This window comes from Corynebacterium hesseae, assembly GCF_037850265.1.
GTDB lineage: Bacteria > Actinomycetota > Actinomycetes > Mycobacteriales > Mycobacteriaceae > Corynebacterium > Corynebacterium hesseae.
On record NZ_CP137211.1, the window covers coordinates 73,859 to 94,529 of the forward strand.

Here is a 20,671-nt window from a genome sequence, read left to right on the forward strand (position 1 = left end):
GAGTTTAATGATGGTCATGGGCTTTGGATTGAGTGGTTGGGCGATTCTCACTATTGGAGCTGCCGTGGCCGGATGGATCGACGCCGTTATTGGTGGCGGCGGCCTCGTCCTTATTCCGCTCATCATGGCGGTGGCACCGCAGCTTGCTCCCGCCGCCGCGCTGGCCACGAACAAGGTGGCGGCGGTATCTGGTACAGCGTCCGCGGCCATTACGCTCGTCAGGAAAGTCCGCCCGCCGAAGGGCGAGCTCATCCGTATGGGTCTTATCGCCCTCCTATGCTCCGGGCTCGGCGCTGCAGCAGCCGCACTCATGGACAAGGACGTCATGCGGCCGGTCATCATCGTGCTTATGGTGGCAGTCGGCCTCTTCGTGGCCTTTCGCCCAGACTTCGGCAGTGGCGAAGGAGAGGGAATCCGCGGCGGTTGGCGCACGTGGGCGGGGTTAGCCGCCGTGGCGGCCATTGCCTTCTACGATGGCGTCTTTGGCCCCGGCACCGGCATGTTCCTCATCATGGCATTTACAGCCATCTTCTCCCAGAACTTCCTTACTTCCGCCGCGATGTCCAAGGTGGTCAACACGTGCACCAACGTTGGCGCGCTCATCGCCTTCATTCTGGGCGGGCACGTGGTATGGGGCCTGGCCTTAGTTCTGGCAGCAGCAAATATCCTCGGCGCGCAGCTGGGCGCGCGAACCGTCCTCGGCGGCGGCACCAAGCTCATCCGCTATGCACTCCTCACGCTCGTCGTGGTGATGAGCGTGTACCTGGCCTGGCAGCAGTGGGGTTAAATCCGGTTCTTCGTCTTTGCGGTTGCTACCGCATTCCACGGGTCCTCGGGCCACGGGTGTTTGGGGTAGCGCCCGCGCATGTCGGCGCGCACCCCGGCATAGGGCCCGGACCAGAAGCTGGCCAAGTCATCGGTCACAGCAAGCGGCCGCCCGGCGGGAGACAGTAGATGGAATTGCACGCGGTGGCCGCAGTATTCGGGGGACTCCGCCAAACCAAAACACTCCTGCAACTTGATGGAAACCACCGGACGCTCGCCGGACCAATCAATCTTTGCATCACGCCCGGACGGCACCGGCAAACGCTCCGGCGCGAGCTCGTCCAAGCGGCTGGCTTCGGGCCACGGAAGCAATCGTTGCAGCGCCGGATACATGTCTGGGCGCCCGCCAATCGCCAACTCATGCAGCTCCGGATCCAGCCACTCAAGGTTGGCATTGTCGATATCTGGCCAGGGCTCTCCGTAGGCCCGATACAGATGCCGCAGACGTTCCCGCAGGTTCTGGGCCTTCTCGCTGAAGTGGAACAAGCTTAAGCCCTGTCCGGACTTGCGCAGTGCCTCCACCGCCTCATCGCCGGAGACCTTCACTGGCGTCTCCGACAACACGATGGCACCTGCCGCACGCACGCGCACGCCGCGGACCTTGGAGCCGTCGAGAAACGCTCGCGTCTCCTCCGTGACGCCGACGATCTCGAGCGCATCCTTGTCCGCGATAGGCACTGCTTCACGAATGACGGCGTTACCGGATTGCGCCAACGACACCTCAGCCACCGCCAACCAGTCAGCTCCCTGTTCACCGTTGAGTAGCCGCGCGCGGGTACCGCTCGCTAACAAGTACTCCTTGTCACCCACGCGCTTAGCCACGAACTCTGGGAAAGCGGTAGCGACCACCACGCCTGGGTCCACCGGCCCCTTGTCGGGCACCAGGCGGGCAAGCCGCTTCGGGTCCGAATCATCCAGACGAGCAATCGTGCGTGCTGCCCCCGCACCGTACTTCAACAGTGCCGCGCCCCATCGCGGGTGCACCGGCAAAAGCGCCAACTCTTCAGTGGCATGAAGCAGATCTAGGGTGCGGTGGGCGTCGGCAAGCGCGGCCTTCGGCGGTTGATCAAGCAAGGGGAAGTCCGGTCCCGCGCCCCAACAGTCCATAAACAGCGCTGCCTGCGTGAGGTCCGCGGAAAGGATTTCTGGAATCACGTGCGGAGAAAAGTGCTGGTAATCCTCCTGCGAATAGCAACGGACGACGGTACCCGGCGCCTCACGCCCGGCACGTCCAGCGCGCTGATCGGCGCTGCTTTTCGACGTCGACACCGTCACCAACCCACTCATCCCGCGCTGCGCATCCCGCTTGGGAACGCGGGACAATCCAGCATCGATGACGGTGCGCACGCCCGGCACGGTCAGCGAGGACTCCGCAATAGACGTCGCCACCACGATGCGCTGTTCTCGCGTATACAGGGCCGCGTCCTGCTCCTGCGTGGTTTGGCGGCCGTGGAGTGGGAAAACGTTGTGGCCGCTCAAGGCATCACACACCAGGTTGACCTCGCGCACACCCGGCACAAAGACCAGAGTGGACTCGTGCTGCCGCGCGGCAACCTTGGCCACGCTTTTCCAAAAGTCTCGATCGCCCGCGGCACGTCCCGGAATCGGTTCATAGGAAATGTCGAGCGGGTACGTTACGGCCTCGGTGGAATGGATCGGCGCCCCTCCCATGAGCTGGGAGAAGCGAGAGGCGTCGACAGTCGCGGACATGGCAATGACCCGGAAATCATCGCGGAGCTGAGCCAACTCCAAGCACATGCCCAGCACCAGATCGGTATCGAGCTGGCGTTCATGCACCTCGTCGATGGCTACGGCGGAAATCCCTTCAAGTTCCGGATCCCGCAACAGTCGGCGCAACAGCACGCCGGGGGTAACAAACTCGACGTCCGCGCCTTTGCGGGAATCACCGCGCACCGCATAGCCGATGCGCTGGCCTGACAACTCTTGAAGGCGGTTTGCCGCCGCACGCACAGCTACTCGGCGCGGCGCGGTGACGAGAACCTTGCCCTCCACTTGGTTAGCCAGCGCTGGCGGTATGAGCGTGGTCTTACCCGTGCCGGGCGGGGCCTGGACGACGACGTGACCGGCGGAAGGCAGAGAATCGATGGTTTCCAGGACGGGAAGTCCTGTGCCGATCGCCTTGAGATCAAACATCGAGATCTTGGCGCTCCCACCTATCTTCGTTGTCCTCCAGCTTGCGCACCACACGTCCCGGTGAGCCCAAGACCAGCGAGTTATCCGGGATATCCTTAGTCACCAGCGTGCCCGCTCCCACGACGCAGTTCTTGCCGATTGTCACGCCCGGCAGCACAGTGACATTGGCACCAAACCACGTGTTATCGCCGACGCTGATAGGCTTCGCAATCTCCCAACCTTCTGCTCGCATCTCATGATCGTTGACAGGATGCCCCACGGTAATAAGCGAGCAGTTCGGACCGATCATGACGTGATTTCCGAGGGTTACAGGCGCCTGCGCCAGGATCGTCGCGCCAAAGTTGATGAAGACGCCCTTTCCGATGGTCACATTGCAGCCATACTCCAAGTTGAGCGGCGCGTGCAGCCCGGGAACCTTAGACTCGGGTGATAACAGCTCCCGCAAAATCTCCTTCGCGCGCTCTGGGTTGGTGTTGTGCAGCTCATTGAGCTCCTTGACCAGCAGGAAGCCGCGTCGATGTTCGGCGCTGGCCTCCTCGTTGACACCGGGCATGAACCACTGCCCGCTGGTCATGCGTTCAAAGGATCCTTCGTCTGGGTGATGCATGTCAGCCATCCTATTCCCTCGTCTTAGTCTCGAGTCAGAACATCGAGAGCGGCACGGTGAAGGAAAACCTTGGAGCGGCCTTGTTGGATTTCTTCGAGGATTCCTAAATCTACGAGATGTGCCAGCCACGCGCTGGCAGTTTGGCGTTTGACGAAGCCCGTCTCTACCACGTCAGTAATGCGTACATAGGGCTTGATAAGAATGAGCTCGGCCATCTCGAGCGGATGGTTAATCACGCCCGCAGAACGTATTCGTTGCGCAGTGTTTTCCTGGATAGCCCGAAGCTGGGTAATCATCGAGGAGGCGTCGGCAGCCGCTGCGTGAACGCCGCGGATCATAAAGAGAAGCCAGTCTTGCCATGCTCCCTTGGCTGTAACAGCGTTGAGATAGCGATAGTAGTCTGCTTTGTTGTCGACGATATACCCGGACAGGTATAAAACCGGCAGCTCAAGAAGATCTTCTTGAATGAGGTAGAGGACGTTAAGGATTCGTCCAGTGCGCCCATTGCCATCGTAGAAAGGATGGATTGCTTCAAATTGATAGTGAAGCAGTGCCATCTTTACGAGGGAATCAACGTCGTGGCTGCAATATATATAGTCCTCCCACGCTGCGAGATGGCCCTCGATAATCTCCTTTCCTTCAGGTGGGGTGTAGAGCCGCTCCTTCGTTACAGGGTTACCGATAAATGTGCCCGGAAGTGAACGCACCTCGGCCTGAGTATCTAGAAGGGTGCTGCATACGATTTTTGCCGTCTTCTCGGATAGAGGTCGCTGCGATAGCGAGGAAAGTCCAGCGTGGAGCGCGGCGTTATAGCGAAGAGCCTCCTTGGTGGCAGGAGTCGGCTCAGCATCGACGTGCCACGCCGCACGGAAGAGCTCGTCATTAGTGGTGACGATGTTCTCAATCTCGGAGGAAGCACGAGCCTCACGCAGTGGAATCGTTGAGGTGATGATCTCCGGGTTGAGAATGAGCTGGCAGGCCGTACGCAGTTCAGCCAGTTTTTCCTTAGCATCGATGATGGCCTTAAGCACGGGAACGGTTTCCACCACTTCTGCTGGTGGGAGGGGCGGAAGCCCATTGTAGGGGGTGTCCGGGCTATAGGTTGGCATGGTAAAAGAATAGACATGTTGAGCGGATATGTCGATTTTTTCTAGAATTTTCGACATATCTGGGTGACTTGTCGATTGCGTCGACATATCGGCGTACCCTCAGACGTTGACGCGTTAACAAATTAAGAAAGGTACTTTAATGGCGAAAATCGGCATCATCCTCGGCTCTACCCGCGACGACCGCGCCGGGCTGGCCATCGCCCAGTGGGTCACCGACCTCGCTCAGGGCCGCGACGTGGACTACGAGCTCATTGACCTCAAGGCTTTCGATGTCCCGATCCTCACCACCTCTGTCATTCCTATGGCGGCAAACAAAAACTACGAGGACCCGAATGTGCAGGCCTGGTCCGATGCTATCGATTCCTGCGATGCCTTTATCTTCGTCACCCCGGAGTACAACCACTCCGTGCCGGGCGCGTTCAAGAACGCCGTTGATTCCCTCGGTGCCGAGTGGGTAGGCAAGCCGATTGCTTACGTGGGCTACAGCTTCAGCGGCGGCATCCGCGCGGTAGAGGCGTGGCGCCTTATCATGGCGAACTTCTCCATGCCGCAGCTGCGCACTCAGTTGGATATCTCGCTAAATACCGACATGAAGGATGGCACCTTCACCCCGGCTGATTTCAAGAGTGGAATCGTCGAAAACATCTGCGCCGAGCTGGAAGAAGCCCTATCCTAGGGCGCATGGAAAAAGTGGCAGTCGTTACAGGAGCGTCTTCGGGGATTGGGGAGGCGTCGGCAAGAGCGTTGGCGGCTGACGGCTGGCGTGTCGTCGTCGGCGCGCGGCGCGTCGAGCGCCTTGAGGCCCTCGCGAACGACATCGGCGGCGAGGCATATGCCCTCGACGTAACCTCGGACGAGTCCGTGGCCGAGTTCGTTTCCCACCTCGACCGCATTGACCTCTTGGTCAACAACGCCGGTGGCGCTAAGGGCCTGGAGCCCCTCGTGGACACCACCATCGAGGATTGGCAGTGGATGTATGAGGTCAACGTCCTTGGCACCGTTCGCATGATCCAGGCACTCATGCCGAAGCTGCGAGGCGGGCTCATTATCAACATGGGCTCCGTGGCTGGGTGGAACGTCTACGAGGGCGGTTCCGGTTACAACGCCGCTAAGCATGGCGTCCGCGTGATTTCTCGTGCACTGCGTATTGAGGAACACGGCGTTCGCGTTACCGAACTTGACCCGGGCCGTGTAGCCACGGAGGAGTTTTCCCTCAATCGTTTTCGGGGTGACGCCAAACGTGCCGCACAAGTTTATGACGGCGAGCTCAACCTCACCGCAGAAGACATCGCTGAGGCAGTGCGTTGGGTGGCGTCCCTGCCGGAGCACGTCAACATTGACACCATGACTATTAAGCCGCGTACGCAAAGCTAATTTACCTGTTTCGCTGCAGGTGAGACGCCTCTTATAGTGGCATGTGTTAGTGAAAACGCATGTGAGTATGGGGGTGTTAGGTGGCTTTCAGCGCCATAGTGGCCTTGATGGGTGTGTGGTTCGCGGCGATGGCTTCGCCGGGGCCAGATGTGGTTCAGATTATTCGTTTGGGTGCGCGTTCCACGCGTGCAGCGGTGTGGGCCGCAATTGGTAGCACGACTGGCTTGATGTTGTGGACCGTTGCTTCGTTGGCGGGGCTTACTGCGCTGATTTCGGCGCATCCTGAAATCCTTGTGGCGCTGCAGGTTGCCGGCGGTAGCTATCTGCTGTGGATGGCATTTTCTGCAATAAGTAGCGGCATTAAAGAGCGTCGTGCTCCAGCAACCATGAATCCTCAACCGCGCGGGTTCACCCCGGACGGCATAATTAGACTCGGCACGGCGTACCGCATGGGCCTGGTCAGCGATCTTTCTAATCCCAAGGTGCTCATCTTCTTCGGCGCTATCTTCGCCAACTTCATCGATCCGGGCATGGGCTTGAGCGCGAATGCCACGGTTGGTTCTGTGCTGATTATTGAAAGCCTCATTATTTTTGTCGGCGTTGCGTTGTGCACCCGTGCGGTGGCGAAGTGGATGGCAAAGAACTCCGCCGGGGTAGATATCTTCAGCGGAGTCGTGTTTGCCCTGCTTGGCGTCATCATTCTGGCAGAGGGAATTCTTGCGCTTTGAGCTGGGTATGCTGGTCAACATGCTAGAAGTCTCAATTAAGGGAGAATCCATTAAGCTTGGCCAGTTCCTCAAACTGGCTTCCTTGGTCGCGACCGGGGGTGAGGCCAAAGAACTCATCGAGCAGGGTCAGGTCACCGTCAATGGGGAAGTAACTAAGCAGCGCGGAGCAACGCTGGCGCTTGGCGACGTCATCTGCGTCTCCGACACTTGCGCCCGCGTCGTCGAAGACGACGACGATTATTTTGATGAGGCTACCGCCGATGATGACTTCGACCCGGAGAAGTGGAGGAACCTTTAATGCCCGCTTTTGAAGCTGAAGTAGGAATGCCCTACTGGATTACTCTGGCCAGTTCTGATGTGAAGGCCTCCGAGAAGTTTTACTCGGCCGTGCTGGGCTGGGAATTCGAAGATGGCATCGCCCGCCTTCAAGGTCTGCCGATTGCAGAAATTGTTCCGGGCCAGGACACCTGGGCTACCTATTTCCTCTCCCGCGACTTGGAAGCCGATTGCGCCCGAGTAGAACAACTCGGCGGAAAAATCCTCGCTTTAGGTGCCCCGCTGGCGCTCGTACTCGACAAGTCCGGTGCCATGTTTGGCTTGACGCAGCCGGAGCTCGACCGCTTCGTCGCCGGCGGTGAGCCTGGCACCCCGGTGTGGCACGAGCTGACGGTCTCGGAGGATTTTCACTCAGCGCTGGACTTTTATGGTGAGCTCTTCGATTGGGAAATCCGTGGTGATGAGCATTATGCAGTTGCGGAGGAAGAAGGCGCTGCCTTCGCTGGGTTCTGGCATGCGGTAGGTTTGCCGAGTTTCTGGCAAACATACTTGGGTGTGCGGGACATCGACCAAGCAGCGAAGGCTGTTGTGGAGAATGGCGGGCAGGTTATCCGCGAGCCCCACGACTCACCATTCGGCCGATTGTGCCTGATTGAGGATTCCACGGGTGCGACGCTTACCTTGTGCGAGGTCGAGGATGCCCCCGAAGAACCCATCGAGCTCTAGGGTTGCGGAGGTCGTTCTCCGCATTCCGCCTGGCAACGTCTCCACCTACGGAGAGATCGCCAAAGTCGTAGGGGTCGGTGCGCGGTATGTGGGCTGGGTGATGTCGAAAAGCGAAGATCTGCCCTGGTGGCGTGTGGTCAACAGTACTGGTCGCGCGCACACCTCCGCTGCCCAAGCCCATTGGGATGCCGAAGGCATTCCACACCGCGGTGACAGTGTGGTGCTCGCTGAATGCGGGCTGGATGCGGCGGACCTCAATTACCTCCTCTAAGCCGAGCGCCAATGTGGTTCGTCGTTTTAAGCGACGAACCTAGTTATCTAGAAGGGGATTTCTTCATCTCCTTTGCCGTCAGTGGTCGTTTTACTTGTGTTGGCTTGCTGTTCTTGATCTATCTCGGCTTTCAGCTCCTGAGCTTCCCGGTGCTTCCTAGCGCGGTAGCCTTCAATATCTTGCGCAACGCTTCGCGCCCAGCGCTTGTTCTTTGGTGCTAGAGGCCCGGAAGGTTCCGTGATTGCCCAGGTTCCATCCTCAAAGAGCCAGATCACATCCCCGGTATCTGGGTCCAAAATATAGAAGGCCCGCCCATCGGTCTTCATGTTGTGGTGATGCTGGCACAACGCCACCATGTTGTCCGGATGCGTTGGCCCACCATCGGCGTAGTTAATACGGTGGTCTAACTGACACAGCCACGCCGGCATTCCGCAGCCAGCTGCACGGCAGGTGCCATCGCGCCCTTCAACATATTTGCGAACCAACGTGGCTGGTCCGTAGCCATTAGTGGCTTCCGGCTTGGTGCTCAAGTCCCTTTTCGTTACGGCTTGTGCTGGGATTTTCTCTACCTGCCAGCCGTGCCCTTCTACATATACTGGCGCGTCTTCGACGTCACTCGCTTGATAAGTGTGGAGCACTACTCGGGCAGCTTCTGGTTCTACCTTTCCAGTCGTTAAAAGGATTAGTGCTTCTGCCATCGAGACTTCATGCTTTTCAGCAGCTGCCTTAATGGCCTCATGGATGATGATTCCAACGCTGCTATCCACCTCTAGTTCTATGGTGGCGCGTTGGTCGCGGGTGAGAATGGAATATCGATTCTTTGTGCGTTTATCCTCCACTGCGATGGAGTCGTCATGGACCTTGACAAGGTCACGCATGCGACGACGAATCTGCGACGTGGTGGGAAATACCTGATTTGGCTTCGTAGGTGTAAGCCAACGGGCCAACGCAGCGTCAATGGCGGCCACTACCTCAGTGGAAGGTTGGCCGAGTTTAGCCATGACCTGGTCGATGGCAATCAAGGCGGGTAAGTCCAGCAAAAAATCTGCATCTTGCAGGGCCTTGAGCTGGGGTAGCTCTTTCAATCGGTAAATCCCCATGATTATGCGAGCAACCGCCCCGGCCGCTTTGCCGGTCTTTAGCCCAAGGCGCATGCACGCTGTATCTGAGTCCTCGTCCAAGGCGGGAAGGATGCTAGACCAAAATTCGTAGTCTGCTTGGCGTATGGCTTTACCTCTCATGCAGACCGGGTCGTTCGGATTGGAATGAGAAAAATAGGAAACAACGGTTTCTGTAGCGGAAGACAATTCAACCCCCTCTTTTGTTAGAGATATTGAGAAGGACCGAACCCCCACTGTCCGAATCCCTTTTCGAAAAATGAGTTTATTCTGTACCGTTTGGAAAGTCTATACCCTGGCGGAAAGTTGTGATTAGAGAGGTGAATGTGCCTACTGATATTGCATTTACCCAGCCTTCCGCCGCTTTGAGCTTCGTTGGGAGGGGCTTGTTGGGTAAGAAGCTAATAAAATTACTGTTCGAACCCTAGCGTGGGGAAGGGTGCGCGCTGAATCCCTTGGGCAGCGGCGCTTATGTACCAATCAAGCCTGTTGAAGCTGTGGCTTGAGTTAATCTATGAAAGTGCTTAAACTCCGCTCCCTTATTGCTGGTCTTGCGCTAGCGACCGTCGCTGCGCCATCCGCCCAGGCCCTGACGTTTGATCCTGGGAAGGTTCCGCCACGCACTCAAATGACCGTGCGCTATGCCGACGGAAACTCGGTTTCCACTGGAAATGGCCACGAGTCTCGTCCTGCGCTATCCCTCGCGAAGCTGTACCTAGGAATGTGGGTCCTGAAATATGGCGCGCCGGAGGATAAAGCGCGGGTGGAAAACATGGTTCGCTTCTCTGAGGATGGCACCGCTAGCGATCTGGAGCGGAAGTATCCGCAGGCCATACCTTCCATCATCGGGGAATATCGCTTGGGGGAGACCCATCACAACGGTTACTGGGGCAATACCACGACGTCGACGGAGGATCTCGCTCGCTTTATTGGGGTGATATTTGGCGACCCAGTTGCTGCACCGCTCATGAAAGGTATGGCGACGGCAGCGCCTGTGGCATTCGACGGATATCGTCAGGACTTCGGCACCGCGCGGATTCCAGGCATTATCGGAACGAAATTTGGGTGGTCAGATGACCGGCAGGTGCATGCGAGCGCCTCTTTCGGTCCTGGGTATAGTGTGGCGGCAAATACCTATGGATCTCCCGCGGATCTCACCGCAGATGTGCTCGGTGCGGTGGAGGTACAGCCGCAAGCGCCGAACTTGCCGACGCCCCCTCAGGACCTGCGCGATAGGGCGTGTGCGGAGCTGAAGCGCGCTGTGCCTAGTTCATCGCACGTGTGCTGATTGTCCACGGGTTTAGCTAAGTTTTACCTTTGCGGAAACTGAGAAATTAATATATTCTCGGCTACCAAATAAGCGGTTACTAACCCGAAAGGTAATTCCCTATGCGTAAGGCCCTGTCCATCGCGGCCATTGCTGTTGTGGCTTTGACCGTTGCCCCGTCAGCTTCGGCGAAGAGCGACCAAACTCGTTCGCTCATTTCCCCTGCTACATGCGCCTCCATCACTAAGTTGGCAAACGAAGGAAAGCCGGTTCCGGATCCGTCGATTCTGCACGATGCTGATTCCGTTCCTTCCTACTTCAAGAGCGGCGTGCTCAAGTACAAGGTGGCGGATAACTTCCCCTACCGCGAGCAGCTCGATGCCGCGGTAGCTGAGTGGAACGATGCTCTCGACGGCAAGGCTTCTCTGAAGGAAGTAGCGCCGTCCGAGGCCGATGATGACACCATCGCCATCATCTATAAGCCGGAGCCGAATGGTTACGTCCAGGGTACGGCCTACCCGGACCACGGGATGCTCTTCATCAAGGCGGCCACCGCTCAGTACCCAGAGGCGCTTCAGGGAACCATCGCTCACGAGCTCGGCCACATGATGGGGGCGGGCCACTCCTGCGCCCACGCCCTCATGGCCGGCGCAAACCAGAACCCCATTTCCTATCACGTAACTCCGCTTGACGCCGTGGCTGTCCTGCAGGGGCAGTTTGACTAATTCAGCGCAGGCTGGCTGAGCCGGGCGAGTGCGAGTAGGTATCGTCCGCCTTGGCTAGGCGGTGGGCGCGAAGCCCCAGGGTGATGACGATGGGGTAGAGGATGAGCGCGACCACGATGTACTGCGTGACCATCTGCCACGTTTCATCCCACATGTAGTTCCACGCGAAATGGAGACAGAAGGAAACAAAAAGCGCGCCCACGCCCACTCCGAGGCGCCACCACCACGTTTTGTGGGCGGCGTAAATGGCCCAGCCGATGCCAAAGCCTGCGATGGCCGTCAGTGACATGTGTAGGCCTGGGCCCGCCACAAGGCGGAGCCCCCACATCTGCAGCATGCCAATCCAATCAGACGTCGGGTGCATGACGGCGCCGAGAGAAGCGTAGAGGACGTTTTCAAAGACCTCGAAACCCCAGCCCACAAGCGCGCCGACGATGAAACCATGCCAAGGGCGGTTGAGCTGGCGGAAACTGAGTAACACAAAAACCACGCCCAGCGCCTTGGCGAACTCCTCCGGATAAGCTCCGGACCATGACATCATGGATTCTTCCCATCCCACGCCCTTGGTGAGGGAGCTGAACGGAAGTGCTGATAGGAGCGCCAAAGACACCGCGGTGCCGGCTCCCCACAGCACGCTGGCTGTGGCCCATCCCTTGGCAGGTCGCGCCCACATCGGGCTGAGGTGCCACAGATACAGCCCCAGCGCCAAGAAAGCAAAGCCGATCAGCAGGCTTATTAGGCCCGGCAGCGGGGCAACGAGGAAAGCACCTAACAGGTTGATCAGAGCTGCAGGCAGGCAGATACCAATGATGACCCACAGCGCCACGCGGAAGATCTTGCTCACTTGAAGGCCTCCATAAACTGATCGGCGATTTCTTCTGGGTTTCCGTCTGAAAAGACGAGCTCGTAGTTGAGATCGTCCTTGGCCACGCTAAAGGCAACGACCGGGATGTATGTATACGTTCGCAGTACGAGGATGCCGTCTTGGTTTTCTACTTCTTCTTTCGGCATCGACCCGAAGGTCGTGGCGCGCACAGCTCGGCGCAGGGCCAGCTCGTCATCGTCGACATCAGAGGTGAGGTAGGCCTCGACCAAGGTATCGCCGCAATCCCACGCCTGGTTGGCCACGGAATCGTAGTTCACGCTGCATTCGACGCCGTCGATAGGCTGACGCCACTCAGGATCGTCGAGGACAACAGGCTCGGTTTCAGGATCGTGGTCCGGCAGCGCCAAGCTGAGGACGGCGGGCGTGCCGAGCACGAGGAGGGTCACCCCAAGCACAGCGAAAAACGGCCCCGTCATCTTCGCTGGCGGGAAACGATAAGAAGTCATGCACACCACACTAACGGGTACATCTGACATAGAGTGAAGTGCATGAAGGATCTGTATCAGTTTGTTAATGGCCCCTGGATTGAGTCCCACGTTATTCCCGATGACCGCGGTGTTGACGGGACTTTTCACGCGCTTCGCGACGAAGCCGAGGAACTCGTCCATGACATCGTTAAGGAAGACGAAGGCCGTCCGGGGATCGTGTATTCCTCCCACATGGACGTTGAGGGAGTGAACGCTGCGGGAACGGCGCCTTTGGCCGAAGATTTGGACAAGCTGGTGGCGGCGGACCCGGAAGAGCTGGCGCACAACCTGGGCGTGCTGGAGCGCGAGGGCGTCGGCGCCCCGGTTACCTTCTGGGTAGAAAAGGACTCCGGCTCCGAGGAGGCAGTGGCCTACATTATCCAGTCCGGCCTGGGCCTTCCAGATGAGGCTTATTACCGCGAAGAAGCGCATGCGGAGACGCTTGAGGCCTACGAGAAACACGTCGCGGCGATGCTTGGATTCCTGGATCCGGCTCGCCTCTTCGGCTTGGGGGCGGAGGTTGCAGCTACCCGCATCGTGAATCTGGAAAAGGAAATTGCTGCAGGGCATTGGGATGTGGTGGCCTCGCGTGATGCGGTGAAGACGTATAACCCGGTGGACGTCGCCAAGCTGCCCAGCATCGCCCGCGCCATCCTGAACGGTGGGGGACTGCCGGAGCACCGCGCGGTGGCCATGATGCCGTCGTATTTTGAGCACCTGGAGGGTCTGTTTACCGCCGGCCGCATGGCGGATTGGCAGCTGTGGGCCACGTGGCACATTCTGCTGTCGCGCGCGCCGTACCTTACTGAGGAGATCGGTAGGAAGAATTTCGAGTTCTACGGAACCAAGCTTTCCGGTGCCACGGAGCAGCGTGACCGCTGGAAGCGCGCCGTGGGCCTGGCAGAGAACATGGTGGGTCAGGAGATTGGCAAGGTTTTCGTGGACAAGCACTTCCCGCCGTCCTCGAAGTCCGAGATGGATGAGCTGGTGGAATACCTTACCTCCGCATACCGCGAGAGGATTTCGCAGCTGGAGTGGATGACCCCGGCCACTCGTGAGCGCGCGCTGGAGAAGCTCTCGCAGTTCAAGGCCAAGATCGGTTATCCGGACACCTGGCGTGACTACTCCGACCTGGAGTTTTCTCCCAAGGGTGCGGACCTGGTGGCCAATGTGCGCGCAGGCAGTGCGTGGAGCCACGATTATGAGCTGGCCAAGATTGGCAAGCCGGCCGACCGCGACGAGTGGTTCGCAACCCCGCAGACGGTTAATGCCTTCTACAACCCAGTAGTTAATGACATCACCTTTCCGGCGGCGATTCTGCGCCCGCCCTTCTACAACCCGGACGCGGACGCGGCGGAGAACTTCGGTGCCATCGGCGCGGTGATTGGCCACGAGATTGGGCATGGCTTTGATGATCAGGGCTCGCAGTATGACGGCCAGGGCAACCTCAACTCCTGGTGGACGGATGAGGACCGCGCGGCCTTCGAGAAGTTGACCGCGAAGCTGGTGGACCAGTTCCAGGGCCAGGTGCCGAAGGTGCTGGAGGGCACCGATTCCGCGGGTGTCAACGGTAGCTTCACCCTGGGTGAGAACATCGGTGACCTCGGTGGACTGGGTATTGCTGTGGTGGCCTACAAGAATTACTGCGCCGACAAGGGCTTGGACATCAACGGCCAGGTAGCACCGTTTGAGGCCGAGGGCGCTGAGCCGGAATTGGCAGAGCACGAGTACACCGGTCTGCAGCGCTTCTTCCTGGCGTGGGCGCGCGTGTGGCGCACTGCTATTCGTCCGGAGATGGCCACGCAGTACTTGGCCATTGACCCGCACTCGCCGGCGGAGTTCCGCTGCAACATCATCGCCGAGAACATCGACGAATTCTACGAGGCTTTTGATGTCGAGGGTGGACTGGTCCCAGAGGAGCGCGTCACCATCTGGTAGTACCCTTGGGGGCCATGAGTGAGTGGAATATCGGCGGCCAGGATCGCCAGCTAAGTCCAGAACAACAGCTCGAGCAGCTCTCCTCCTACATGGAGGTGCACTACCCGCTGCCGGATTTCCGCCCGCCGTGGGCCGGTGGAGGTTCGCCGGAGGCGGACCGCTATTGCGCGCTGCTGCCGGACCGTATCGTGCAGGCCTCCATGATGGTGCTGGGATCCGCGGTGGATCACTCGCTGCCCGGCACCGTTTTTACGGAAGGCGTGAGCGTTGAAGACGCTGAGGTTGGAGCGATTTTTAGGCCGTCAGAAGAGTCTGGTCGCTGGGCGGTGTCGCTGCACTCCGGCGGCTGGTGGCGCGGTGACGGCAAGGCGCTAGAAATGCAATGGCGGCCCGAAGTTGCTGCCGCAGCGCAGTTGTCGGGCACGACGATCGTTGATGTCGATTATCCGTTGGCGCCGGAGCACACCGTGGCGGAGATGGTTCAGTCGGTTCAGGCGGCCGTCGATTATGCCCGCGAGCATGGTGCCGAGCGCGTGACGGTGTGGGGATATTCCTCCGGTGGGGCGCTCGCAGCGCTGGTGCCTGCCGACGCCCTCCTCCTCACCTTCCCCGACTTCGGCGCGCTGGCCAAGCTGCCGGAGGAGATCCGCGGCGACTACGTCCTCGATGTTGAGAAGCTGCCGGGGCTGTATTCTGACATCTTGGTCCAGACCGCGGCGCAGGACGAGATTGCTGAGCGCGTGGAGATCCCCGGTGCACAGACCGCGGAGTACGTGTCCATGCACCGTATTTCGACCCCGGCCGTGGCGCGTCAGCGGGTTAAAGATTCGGCCGAGTTTCTCTAATCCCTACTGTTCGCCCTCCGGGCGAATCTTCATCTCGGAGTTCTTCCACAGGCCGGAGCGCTGGATAATTTCTTGGTCGATATCTGCCTCGAGCGGGGCCTCGCCGCGGGAGTTGGTGCGCAGCTCATACTTTTCAATGGAGCCCCAGTCGCGCGCCCAATCGTTGTTGAGGTAGCTCGGGATCTCATAGGAGTAGTTCACTGCCTCCGCGGTTGCCAGCGCACCACCACCGGAGAAGGACTGGAAGTCCGTGAGGGAGGTTTGTGCGGCGGCGTCAGGAAGAATGCGGAACTGCGGGATCTCGGTCACGCCGGCGTAGTGGTCGAAGGTGCGCTGGCAGGGGAACTGCAGGGCGACGGACCAGTCGAGGAGTGCCGGGGTAGAGGAATCGAACTGGGAGTTGATGGTGGCAAGCTCCGGGACGCGCGGCGGGGTAAACGCCATCCAATCGTCTTCATCGGTGGAATCATCGACCGCGACGAGGCGCACAACGTTGGCCTCCTCTGGGAGCTCGTCTAGAGCAATGCGGAGGTTGCGCCATTTGGGGGTCGCGCCGACGTCGGAAAGCTCGGCCTCACCCTTGTTGGTGACCTTGCCATCCTTGAGCGTTCCGTACTCCAAGGTGAGCTCGGTGCCCTCCTGCTCCACTCCGTTGACGTCGTGGTGGTAAATCTTGCCGGCGGCAGCGACCGAGAGGACGGGGGTGTTTTCGCCAGGTTCCGGCAAGTTATACCACTGGGTGGTGATGGTGGCGGTCGAGCGCTGCGATTCATCGTAGGAGCCCATGACCGGGACCTTCCGGTAATCCAGGTTGAACGGCAGGTGCATCTCGGAGCCGTTGACACCCAGGGTTCCGCGCACGCCGCCGGCGGAGGAGTCGGTGACTTCGGTTGCTTTTTCTTCAGTTTCGGTCTCGGTTTGCTCGTTAGACGCAGCGGAGTCATCACTGGTGGTGTTGGCAATAGCGCCTACCGACGCCGAGTTGAGGTTCTCCGGCTCAATATCTTCCTTGATCATATTGGGGCCGAAACCGAAGTTGTCCTCCTTCTTGTCAACGAGCGAGTCCTGGAATTCGCCCTCGACTGGCGTGAGGAAGGATTCATTGGTGTTGGTCTCCACCATGGTGGAATCCGCCAGCGAGCAGGTATCGCCGCGCAGGGAAGCCAGGTTGCCCTTGCCCACGGAGTAGGAATCCGCCTGGGCCACGTAGCCCTTGGCAAAGGAGGCACACGAGAAGGCCACGATGATAATGCAGGCCGCCGCAATCGGTGCGGACATGACACCCGCCCAGCGCGAGACCTTGGCGGCATTGGCGGCCTCGAATTCCTCGAGGGTGCCGGCGGCTTCGGCCTTGTTCTTGCGATAGCTGTGAACCAGGGACTGGTAGAGGCCAATCGCCAGGACCACCATGGCGATGGCCAGCACCACGGTGTTGGCCTCGATGCCCTTGAACTGCACGGTGCGGTCCCACCACGGGATGCCGAAGGAGGACACGTACCACCAGGCGTTCCAGCCGCCCAGGGAGATGGCCAGGAGGAAGATCACCGCGGCGATGGAGAAGGTCCGGGCACGCGGGGAGCGCATGGCAATCTGGGAAAGGACCACCGAGCCGAGCGCGGCGATGACACCGGCGACACCGGCGTAAATGCCGAAGTGGTGCGTCCACTTCGTCGGCGTGAACATGAGGAAGAAGGCCGAGAGCGCCATGATGGCCAGCAGGCGCTTGGTGGGATCTGCCTCCGCACCAACGACGCGGTGGTCCTTGATGAAGGCATAGATGATGAGCGCCAAGCAGAAGAGCATGGTGAACATGGCAAAACGGCGCGTCAGGGAGCCGTCCACGGAGGGCTCGAAGAGCGTGGAGTAGCGCACGAACTCCGAGTACCACGGCAGGGACGGGCCGACCGTGGAACGCACGCGAGTGGATTCGAGGACCGACGCCAGCGTTTGGTCCCCGAAGGCAGCGACCATGACAGCGGTGCCGCAGGCAAGGAACGGGGCGATGAGAGCTGTCCAGCCGATCTGGGGAGCGCGCTTGCCCATGATGCGGAACAGGGCGGGCAGGCAGACCAGGAAGATGCCCACCGCGGTGAGGCCGGTGGGGCCAGCGGCCAGGGTGATGGTGGCGATGATGGTGCCCACCGCCGCCGGAAGGAGGCGCTGGGTGGAGATGGCGCGCTCGAAAGAGGCCCACGTCAGCATGACGCCGAGGGCCACGATGGGCTCGGGGCGGATGCCGTTGTTATAGGGCAGCCAGAAAGCCAGGAACATGAACGCGGCGGTCCAGTGCGCCAGGCGGCGCTCGTTGACGCGAGCGCCGAAGCGCGGAAGCATCTCGCGCGACAAGATAAACCAGATGATGAGCGCTGAGATAAGCGCAGGCAGGCGCACGATGATAGACGCGCTGGAGAATTGCGCCAGCCATGCCACGAGGTCGTAGTACGGCGCGCCGAACGGGGCCTCGGGGACGCCGTACCAGCGGTAGTAGTTCGCCATATAGGTCGCGTGATCGGAAACGCGTCCCATGGTGAGGATGAAGCCATCGTCGGAGGTATTAGCACCGAAGATGTACCACCAGCCGAGAACAGCCGCCACGACGCCATCGAGCGGGCGGATCTGCTTCCAGGTTTCGGGCATGAAGCCGAGGCGTTTGCCATCGAGGCGGTCGATTCGCCACAGGCAGACCAGGCTGATGACCACCATGGCCAGGCCCAGCCACATGGCGATGAGCTTGAGCGGTGTCGGGGAGGAGGTGAAGCGGGAGTTGATCTCCACGTGGATGCGGAGGTCGTCGCCAAGCTCGGCGAGGTTCTCCGGAGTGTCGTCGATTTCGGTGTAGACGCCGGTGACCTGAGGGCGGAGATCCTCCTCGGAGGTCTCTTTGTGCTTGCCCAAGGAGACGGTGGTGCCGTCACCGGTGGATTGGATGCGGAGCGTGGAGTCCTCAGGCAGCTTCGCCACCTGCTCGGCCGTGAGAGAGAAAATGACCTCATCGAGGCTGGTCACCGAGAGACCATCCTCGCCGGCGCGGACAAACATGCCGCGGTTGGAGGCCTTCTTGGACTCTGGGGGCACGGTGCCGTAAAGCAGGTCCTGGCCATCGCGCAGCTTATCGACGGCCTTCAGAGGGATCTCTGCATCGATCTCCTCCGGCGCCACCGAGATGAGCGGGGCGTTGATGGACTGCAGGGACTCCTGCTGGGGCCAATCGAAGGAAGATTGGGTTTGGTTCACCGGCAGCAGCGGCGTGGCCACAAAGCACAGGAAACCGATGAATCCAGCGATGATGGCGGTGAGCCGCAGAGACTGCGGTGCTCGCAGTGAAGAGGTATTCCGATCTGACACGGCGATCAGTCTACGTCACCGCCATGGCTTATTAAGATCTGGCCGCGACGACGAAGGGGCCAATTTGTTTAGTGGTCCAGCCTTCTTCAAAGACCTCCGGGTTGAAGAACACCGCGCGGTAGCGCACGTTGGGCTGATTGGGGTAAATGTCTTCTGCCAAGTGCGTCTTGTAGCCATCCCCGGGTTCTTCGATATCACCGCGGAAGATGAGCACGTCTGGGCCGCGCCACGGTGAAGACTCGAGGGAATGCGAGAATTCCTTCGGAGTCTGGTCCCAGGAATTGGAAGCCCACTCTTCAATCTGCAGGTTACGGGTGCTGAACTCTCCCAACGGGTTGGCATAGTTGCTGGTGAAGGCGTTAAACCCGTAGTAGGGGTTATAGGCCATGAAGAGCTTTTCGTCCGTGAGGACGACGGTGTCGTCGGCCGCGTAGCCCTGGGCGTCGATGAACTCACGGATCTTTCCGTAATTAGCGGAAGAATCGCTGGTGTAGCGGTCCGCGCGCTCCCCGTAGCCGTCGGTATCGGTATAAGCGTGATCCAAGGCGGTCACGTTCGTCGCGGGGATCTGCTGCGCATAGTAAATACCGCCCAGCCCCATGATGATGGCAAAGACCAGGGTCACGCGCTTGCTGGTGGTCTCAGTAATGCCCGCCGGGTAGAGGGTGGGCAGGCCCATGAGGCGGACGTCGGCCAGCGCGAGAATGCCCGCCGTGGCGAAGAGCACCGCGACCATCAGCTCCAGGCGGAAGCCCAGCAGCGTGCTGCCGGCAAGAGTCATGACCATGGAAGCTAAAGTCCACAGGTAGGTACCGACGAGCGCGGTGCCCATAGCTCGGATTTCGGGCTCATCGACGCGCAAGATGAGGTAGATCAGGCCAATAAGGCTGAGGGCGCCGATGACGGACAAAGAGAGGAAGGGCGCCGGGATTTGGGTGCCCTCCTCCGGCAGGTAGTGCTGCGCGGTGGATTCTAGCGGGGCGGTGGCGTGCAGGACGGCGTGCAGATACGGTGCCCAAGCAATCGCGGCGATGGCCAGGGATCCGGCCGCGATGGCGGCGAGGCGCACGAGGGGAGTCCACGTACGCTCGCCCACGCACGTGACGAGTGCAATGAGGCTGACGATGGTAAGCGCCACGGCTCCCGTGTACAGCGTGTAGAAGCAGGCGGAGATTCCGAGGTAGATGGCGATTGCGGCGGCGGAGAACCACGAGGAGCCGTAGAAGGCGTGTGAACACAGGACAGCTACCGCTGGTACGCCCATTGCGATGACCGCGGAATACGGTTCTTCAGCGCCGATGGTCAGGGTCACCGCTGTGGTGGTCAAGGCAATGGCGGTGGCCACAGGTAGGGAACCGGCAAGCCGCTGCCACAGCGGAACCAGGATGCACCCGGCCACAGCCAGGGAGATGAGGCTCCAGGGTTGGTAGACCTCCCAGCCGGGCATGTTGAGGATGTTGGCCAGCCGGCCGCCCAACCAGAACCAGCCCAACGGGTAGAAGGTGGGCAGGCCTTCGTAGTTCATGTCCGCATAGGAGCTGGCTTCCGTGACGCGGGTGAGGAACTGGGTGCGGAACACCTGATCGACCTGGACGCCGTCGAGCCAGAGACGGGAGGCCGACAGTGGCAGGCCAATGCTGGTCAGCGTAAGAAGCGCCGGAGAAATATAGCACAGGGCGGTGGTGAGCCACGTCCGCCAGCGGGGCCGCGGCGAGGCACCAATAACCCACCACACGCACAGAGCGCCCACCAGGAGAACGGTGAGCGCAGTTCCCGCGGTGCTCAGCGCACGGGTCACCATCGACGTACTGAACGCCGGGAGGGAGACCGTCTTAAAGGCAAAGAAGCCAAGAAGCGTGACAAGGCCGCCACCTAGAGCGGCGGCGGCGATACCCACGAGGGTGGCGCGACGCGATAGGCGGTCGACGTCATATTCCATGGTGGGGGACACGGCGGGAGACGACATGGTGGGAGACTCAGTCATGTAAGTAGTTTCCCACACGCCGTGGA

Annotated in this window: 19 protein-coding genes; 11 read left to right on the top strand and 8 right to left on the bottom strand. The window is 60.0% G+C overall.

Going from position 1 to position 20,671, the window contains the following annotated elements; all coding sequences use genetic code 11:
* The first annotated feature begins 10 nt into the window (after positions 1-10).
* Positions 11-787: a TSUP family transporter gene (locus R3O64_RS00390; protein WP_425248925.1), complete on the top strand. Its 777-nt coding sequence runs from the start codon at positions 11-13 to the stop codon at positions 785-787.
* On the opposite strand, the gene R3O64_RS00395 is transcribed toward R3O64_RS00390, so the two are convergent.
* Genes R3O64_RS00395 through R3O64_RS00405 form a run of 3 tightly spaced genes read right to left on the bottom strand, consistent with a single transcriptional unit; the run spans position 784 to position 4,695 of the window.
* The gene (locus R3O64_RS00395) at positions 784-2,979 is read right to left on the bottom strand and encodes an ATP-dependent RNA helicase (protein ID WP_339017096.1); all 2,196 of its coding nucleotides are present in this window, start codon (positions 2,977-2,979) and stop codon (positions 784-786) included. The two genes, R3O64_RS00390 and R3O64_RS00395, sit on opposite strands and share 4 nt — an antisense overlap.
* Positions 2,972-3,586, bottom strand: a complete 615-nt coding sequence (locus R3O64_RS00400; protein WP_339017097.1) for a sugar O-acetyltransferase — start codon at positions 3,584-3,586, stop codon at positions 2,972-2,974. Before R3O64_RS00400 ends, R3O64_RS00395 begins: the two co-directional genes overlap by 8 nt.
* A gap of 23 nt (positions 3,587-3,609) precedes the next feature.
* Entirely contained in the window at positions 3,610-4,695 is a 1,086-nt protein-coding gene (locus R3O64_RS00405) for a Fic family protein (RefSeq protein WP_339017098.1), read from the bottom strand.
* A gap of 139 nt (positions 4,696-4,834) precedes the next feature.
* Between R3O64_RS00405 and R3O64_RS00410 the strand changes: the two genes are divergently transcribed.
* From R3O64_RS00410 to R3O64_RS00435, 6 genes are all read left to right on the top strand, one after another.
* The gene (locus R3O64_RS00410; RefSeq protein ID WP_070683127.1) at positions 4,835-5,371 is read left to right on the top strand and encodes an NADPH-dependent FMN reductase; all 537 of its coding nucleotides are present in this window, start codon (positions 4,835-4,837) and stop codon (positions 5,369-5,371) included.
* A gap of 5 nt (positions 5,372-5,376) precedes the next feature.
* Complete coding sequence (locus R3O64_RS00415; protein ID WP_339017099.1) at positions 5,377-6,069, top strand: SDR family oxidoreductase; 693 nt, start codon at positions 5,377-5,379, stop codon at positions 6,067-6,069.
* A gap of 80 nt (positions 6,070-6,149) precedes the next feature.
* A complete protein-coding gene (locus R3O64_RS00420) occupies positions 6,150-6,797 on the top strand; it encodes a LysE family translocator (protein WP_339017100.1) in 648 nt (215 codons plus the stop codon).
* Between the two features lie 19 nt (positions 6,798-6,816).
* Complete coding sequence (locus tag R3O64_RS00425; protein WP_046648682.1) at positions 6,817-7,095, top strand: RNA-binding S4 domain-containing protein; 279 nt, start codon at positions 6,817-6,819, stop codon at positions 7,093-7,095.
* Positions 7,095-7,799 carry a VOC family protein gene (locus tag R3O64_RS00430; RefSeq protein WP_339017101.1) on the top strand — a complete coding sequence of 235 codons (705 nt, stop codon included), beginning with the start codon at positions 7,095-7,097 and terminating at the stop codon, positions 7,797-7,799. Before R3O64_RS00425 ends, R3O64_RS00430 begins: the two co-directional genes overlap by 1 nt.
* Positions 7,771-8,070, top strand: coding sequence for an MGMT family protein (locus R3O64_RS00435; RefSeq protein WP_339017102.1), 300 nt, complete (start codon positions 7,771-7,773; stop codon positions 8,068-8,070). The genes R3O64_RS00430 and R3O64_RS00435 overlap by 29 nt, the downstream gene beginning before the upstream one ends.
* Before the next feature lie 47 nt (positions 8,071-8,117).
* Here the strand turns inward: R3O64_RS00435 and R3O64_RS00440 are convergent, their stop codons facing one another.
* On the bottom strand, positions 8,118-9,377 hold the full coding sequence (locus R3O64_RS00440; RefSeq protein ID WP_339017103.1) for an HNH endonuclease signature motif containing protein: 1,260 nt from the start codon (positions 9,375-9,377) through the stop codon (positions 8,118-8,120).
* A 325-nt stretch (positions 9,378-9,702) separates the two neighbouring features.
* Between R3O64_RS00440 and R3O64_RS00445 the strand changes: the two genes are divergently transcribed.
* On the top strand, positions 9,703-10,476 hold the full coding sequence (locus tag R3O64_RS00445; RefSeq protein WP_101736506.1) for a hypothetical protein: 774 nt from the start codon (positions 9,703-9,705) through the stop codon (positions 10,474-10,476).
* A 101-nt stretch (positions 10,477-10,577) separates the two neighbouring features.
* Complete coding sequence (locus R3O64_RS00450; RefSeq protein WP_101736505.1) at positions 10,578-11,180, top strand: hypothetical protein; 603 nt, start codon at positions 10,578-10,580, stop codon at positions 11,178-11,180.
* 1 nt (position 11,181) lies between these two features.
* Here the strand turns inward: R3O64_RS00450 and R3O64_RS00455 are convergent, their stop codons facing one another.
* Together R3O64_RS00455 and R3O64_RS00460 are read right to left on the bottom strand one after the other, a co-directional pair.
* Positions 11,182-12,024 (bottom strand): PrsW family intramembrane metalloprotease, encoded by an 843-nt coding sequence (locus tag R3O64_RS00455; RefSeq protein WP_339017104.1) that lies wholly within the window; start codon positions 12,022-12,024, stop codon positions 11,182-11,184.
* Positions 12,021-12,512, bottom strand: coding sequence for a hypothetical protein (locus R3O64_RS00460; RefSeq protein WP_070520291.1), 492 nt, complete (start codon positions 12,510-12,512; stop codon positions 12,021-12,023). Before R3O64_RS00460 ends, R3O64_RS00455 begins: the two co-directional genes overlap by 4 nt.
* A 42-nt stretch (positions 12,513-12,554) precedes the next feature.
* On the opposite strand from R3O64_RS00460, the gene R3O64_RS00465 reads away from it, so the two are divergent.
* Together R3O64_RS00465 and R3O64_RS00470 are read left to right on the top strand one after the other, a co-directional pair.
* Positions 12,555-14,471 carry a M13 family metallopeptidase gene (locus R3O64_RS00465; protein WP_339017105.1) on the top strand — a complete coding sequence of 639 codons (1,917 nt, stop codon included), beginning with the start codon at positions 12,555-12,557 and terminating at the stop codon, positions 14,469-14,471.
* A 14-nt stretch (positions 14,472-14,485) separates the two neighbouring features.
* A complete protein-coding gene (locus R3O64_RS00470; protein WP_339017106.1) occupies positions 14,486-15,316 on the top strand; it encodes an alpha/beta hydrolase in 831 nt (276 codons plus the stop codon).
* A 3-nt stretch (positions 15,317-15,319) separates the two neighbouring features.
* Here the strand turns inward: R3O64_RS00470 and R3O64_RS00475 are convergent, their stop codons facing one another.
* Both R3O64_RS00475 and R3O64_RS00480 read right to left on the bottom strand, forming a co-directional pair.
* Complete coding sequence (locus R3O64_RS00475) at positions 15,320-18,661, bottom strand: arabinosyltransferase domain-containing protein (RefSeq protein ID WP_339017107.1); 3,342 nt, start codon at positions 18,659-18,661, stop codon at positions 15,320-15,322.
* Between the two features lie 31 nt (positions 18,662-18,692).
* Positions 18,693-20,645 carry a galactan 5-O-arabinofuranosyltransferase gene (locus R3O64_RS00480; protein ID WP_339017108.1) on the bottom strand — a complete coding sequence of 651 codons (1,953 nt, stop codon included), beginning with the start codon at positions 20,643-20,645 and terminating at the stop codon, positions 18,693-18,695.
* Positions 20,646-20,671: the final 26 nt, after the last annotated feature.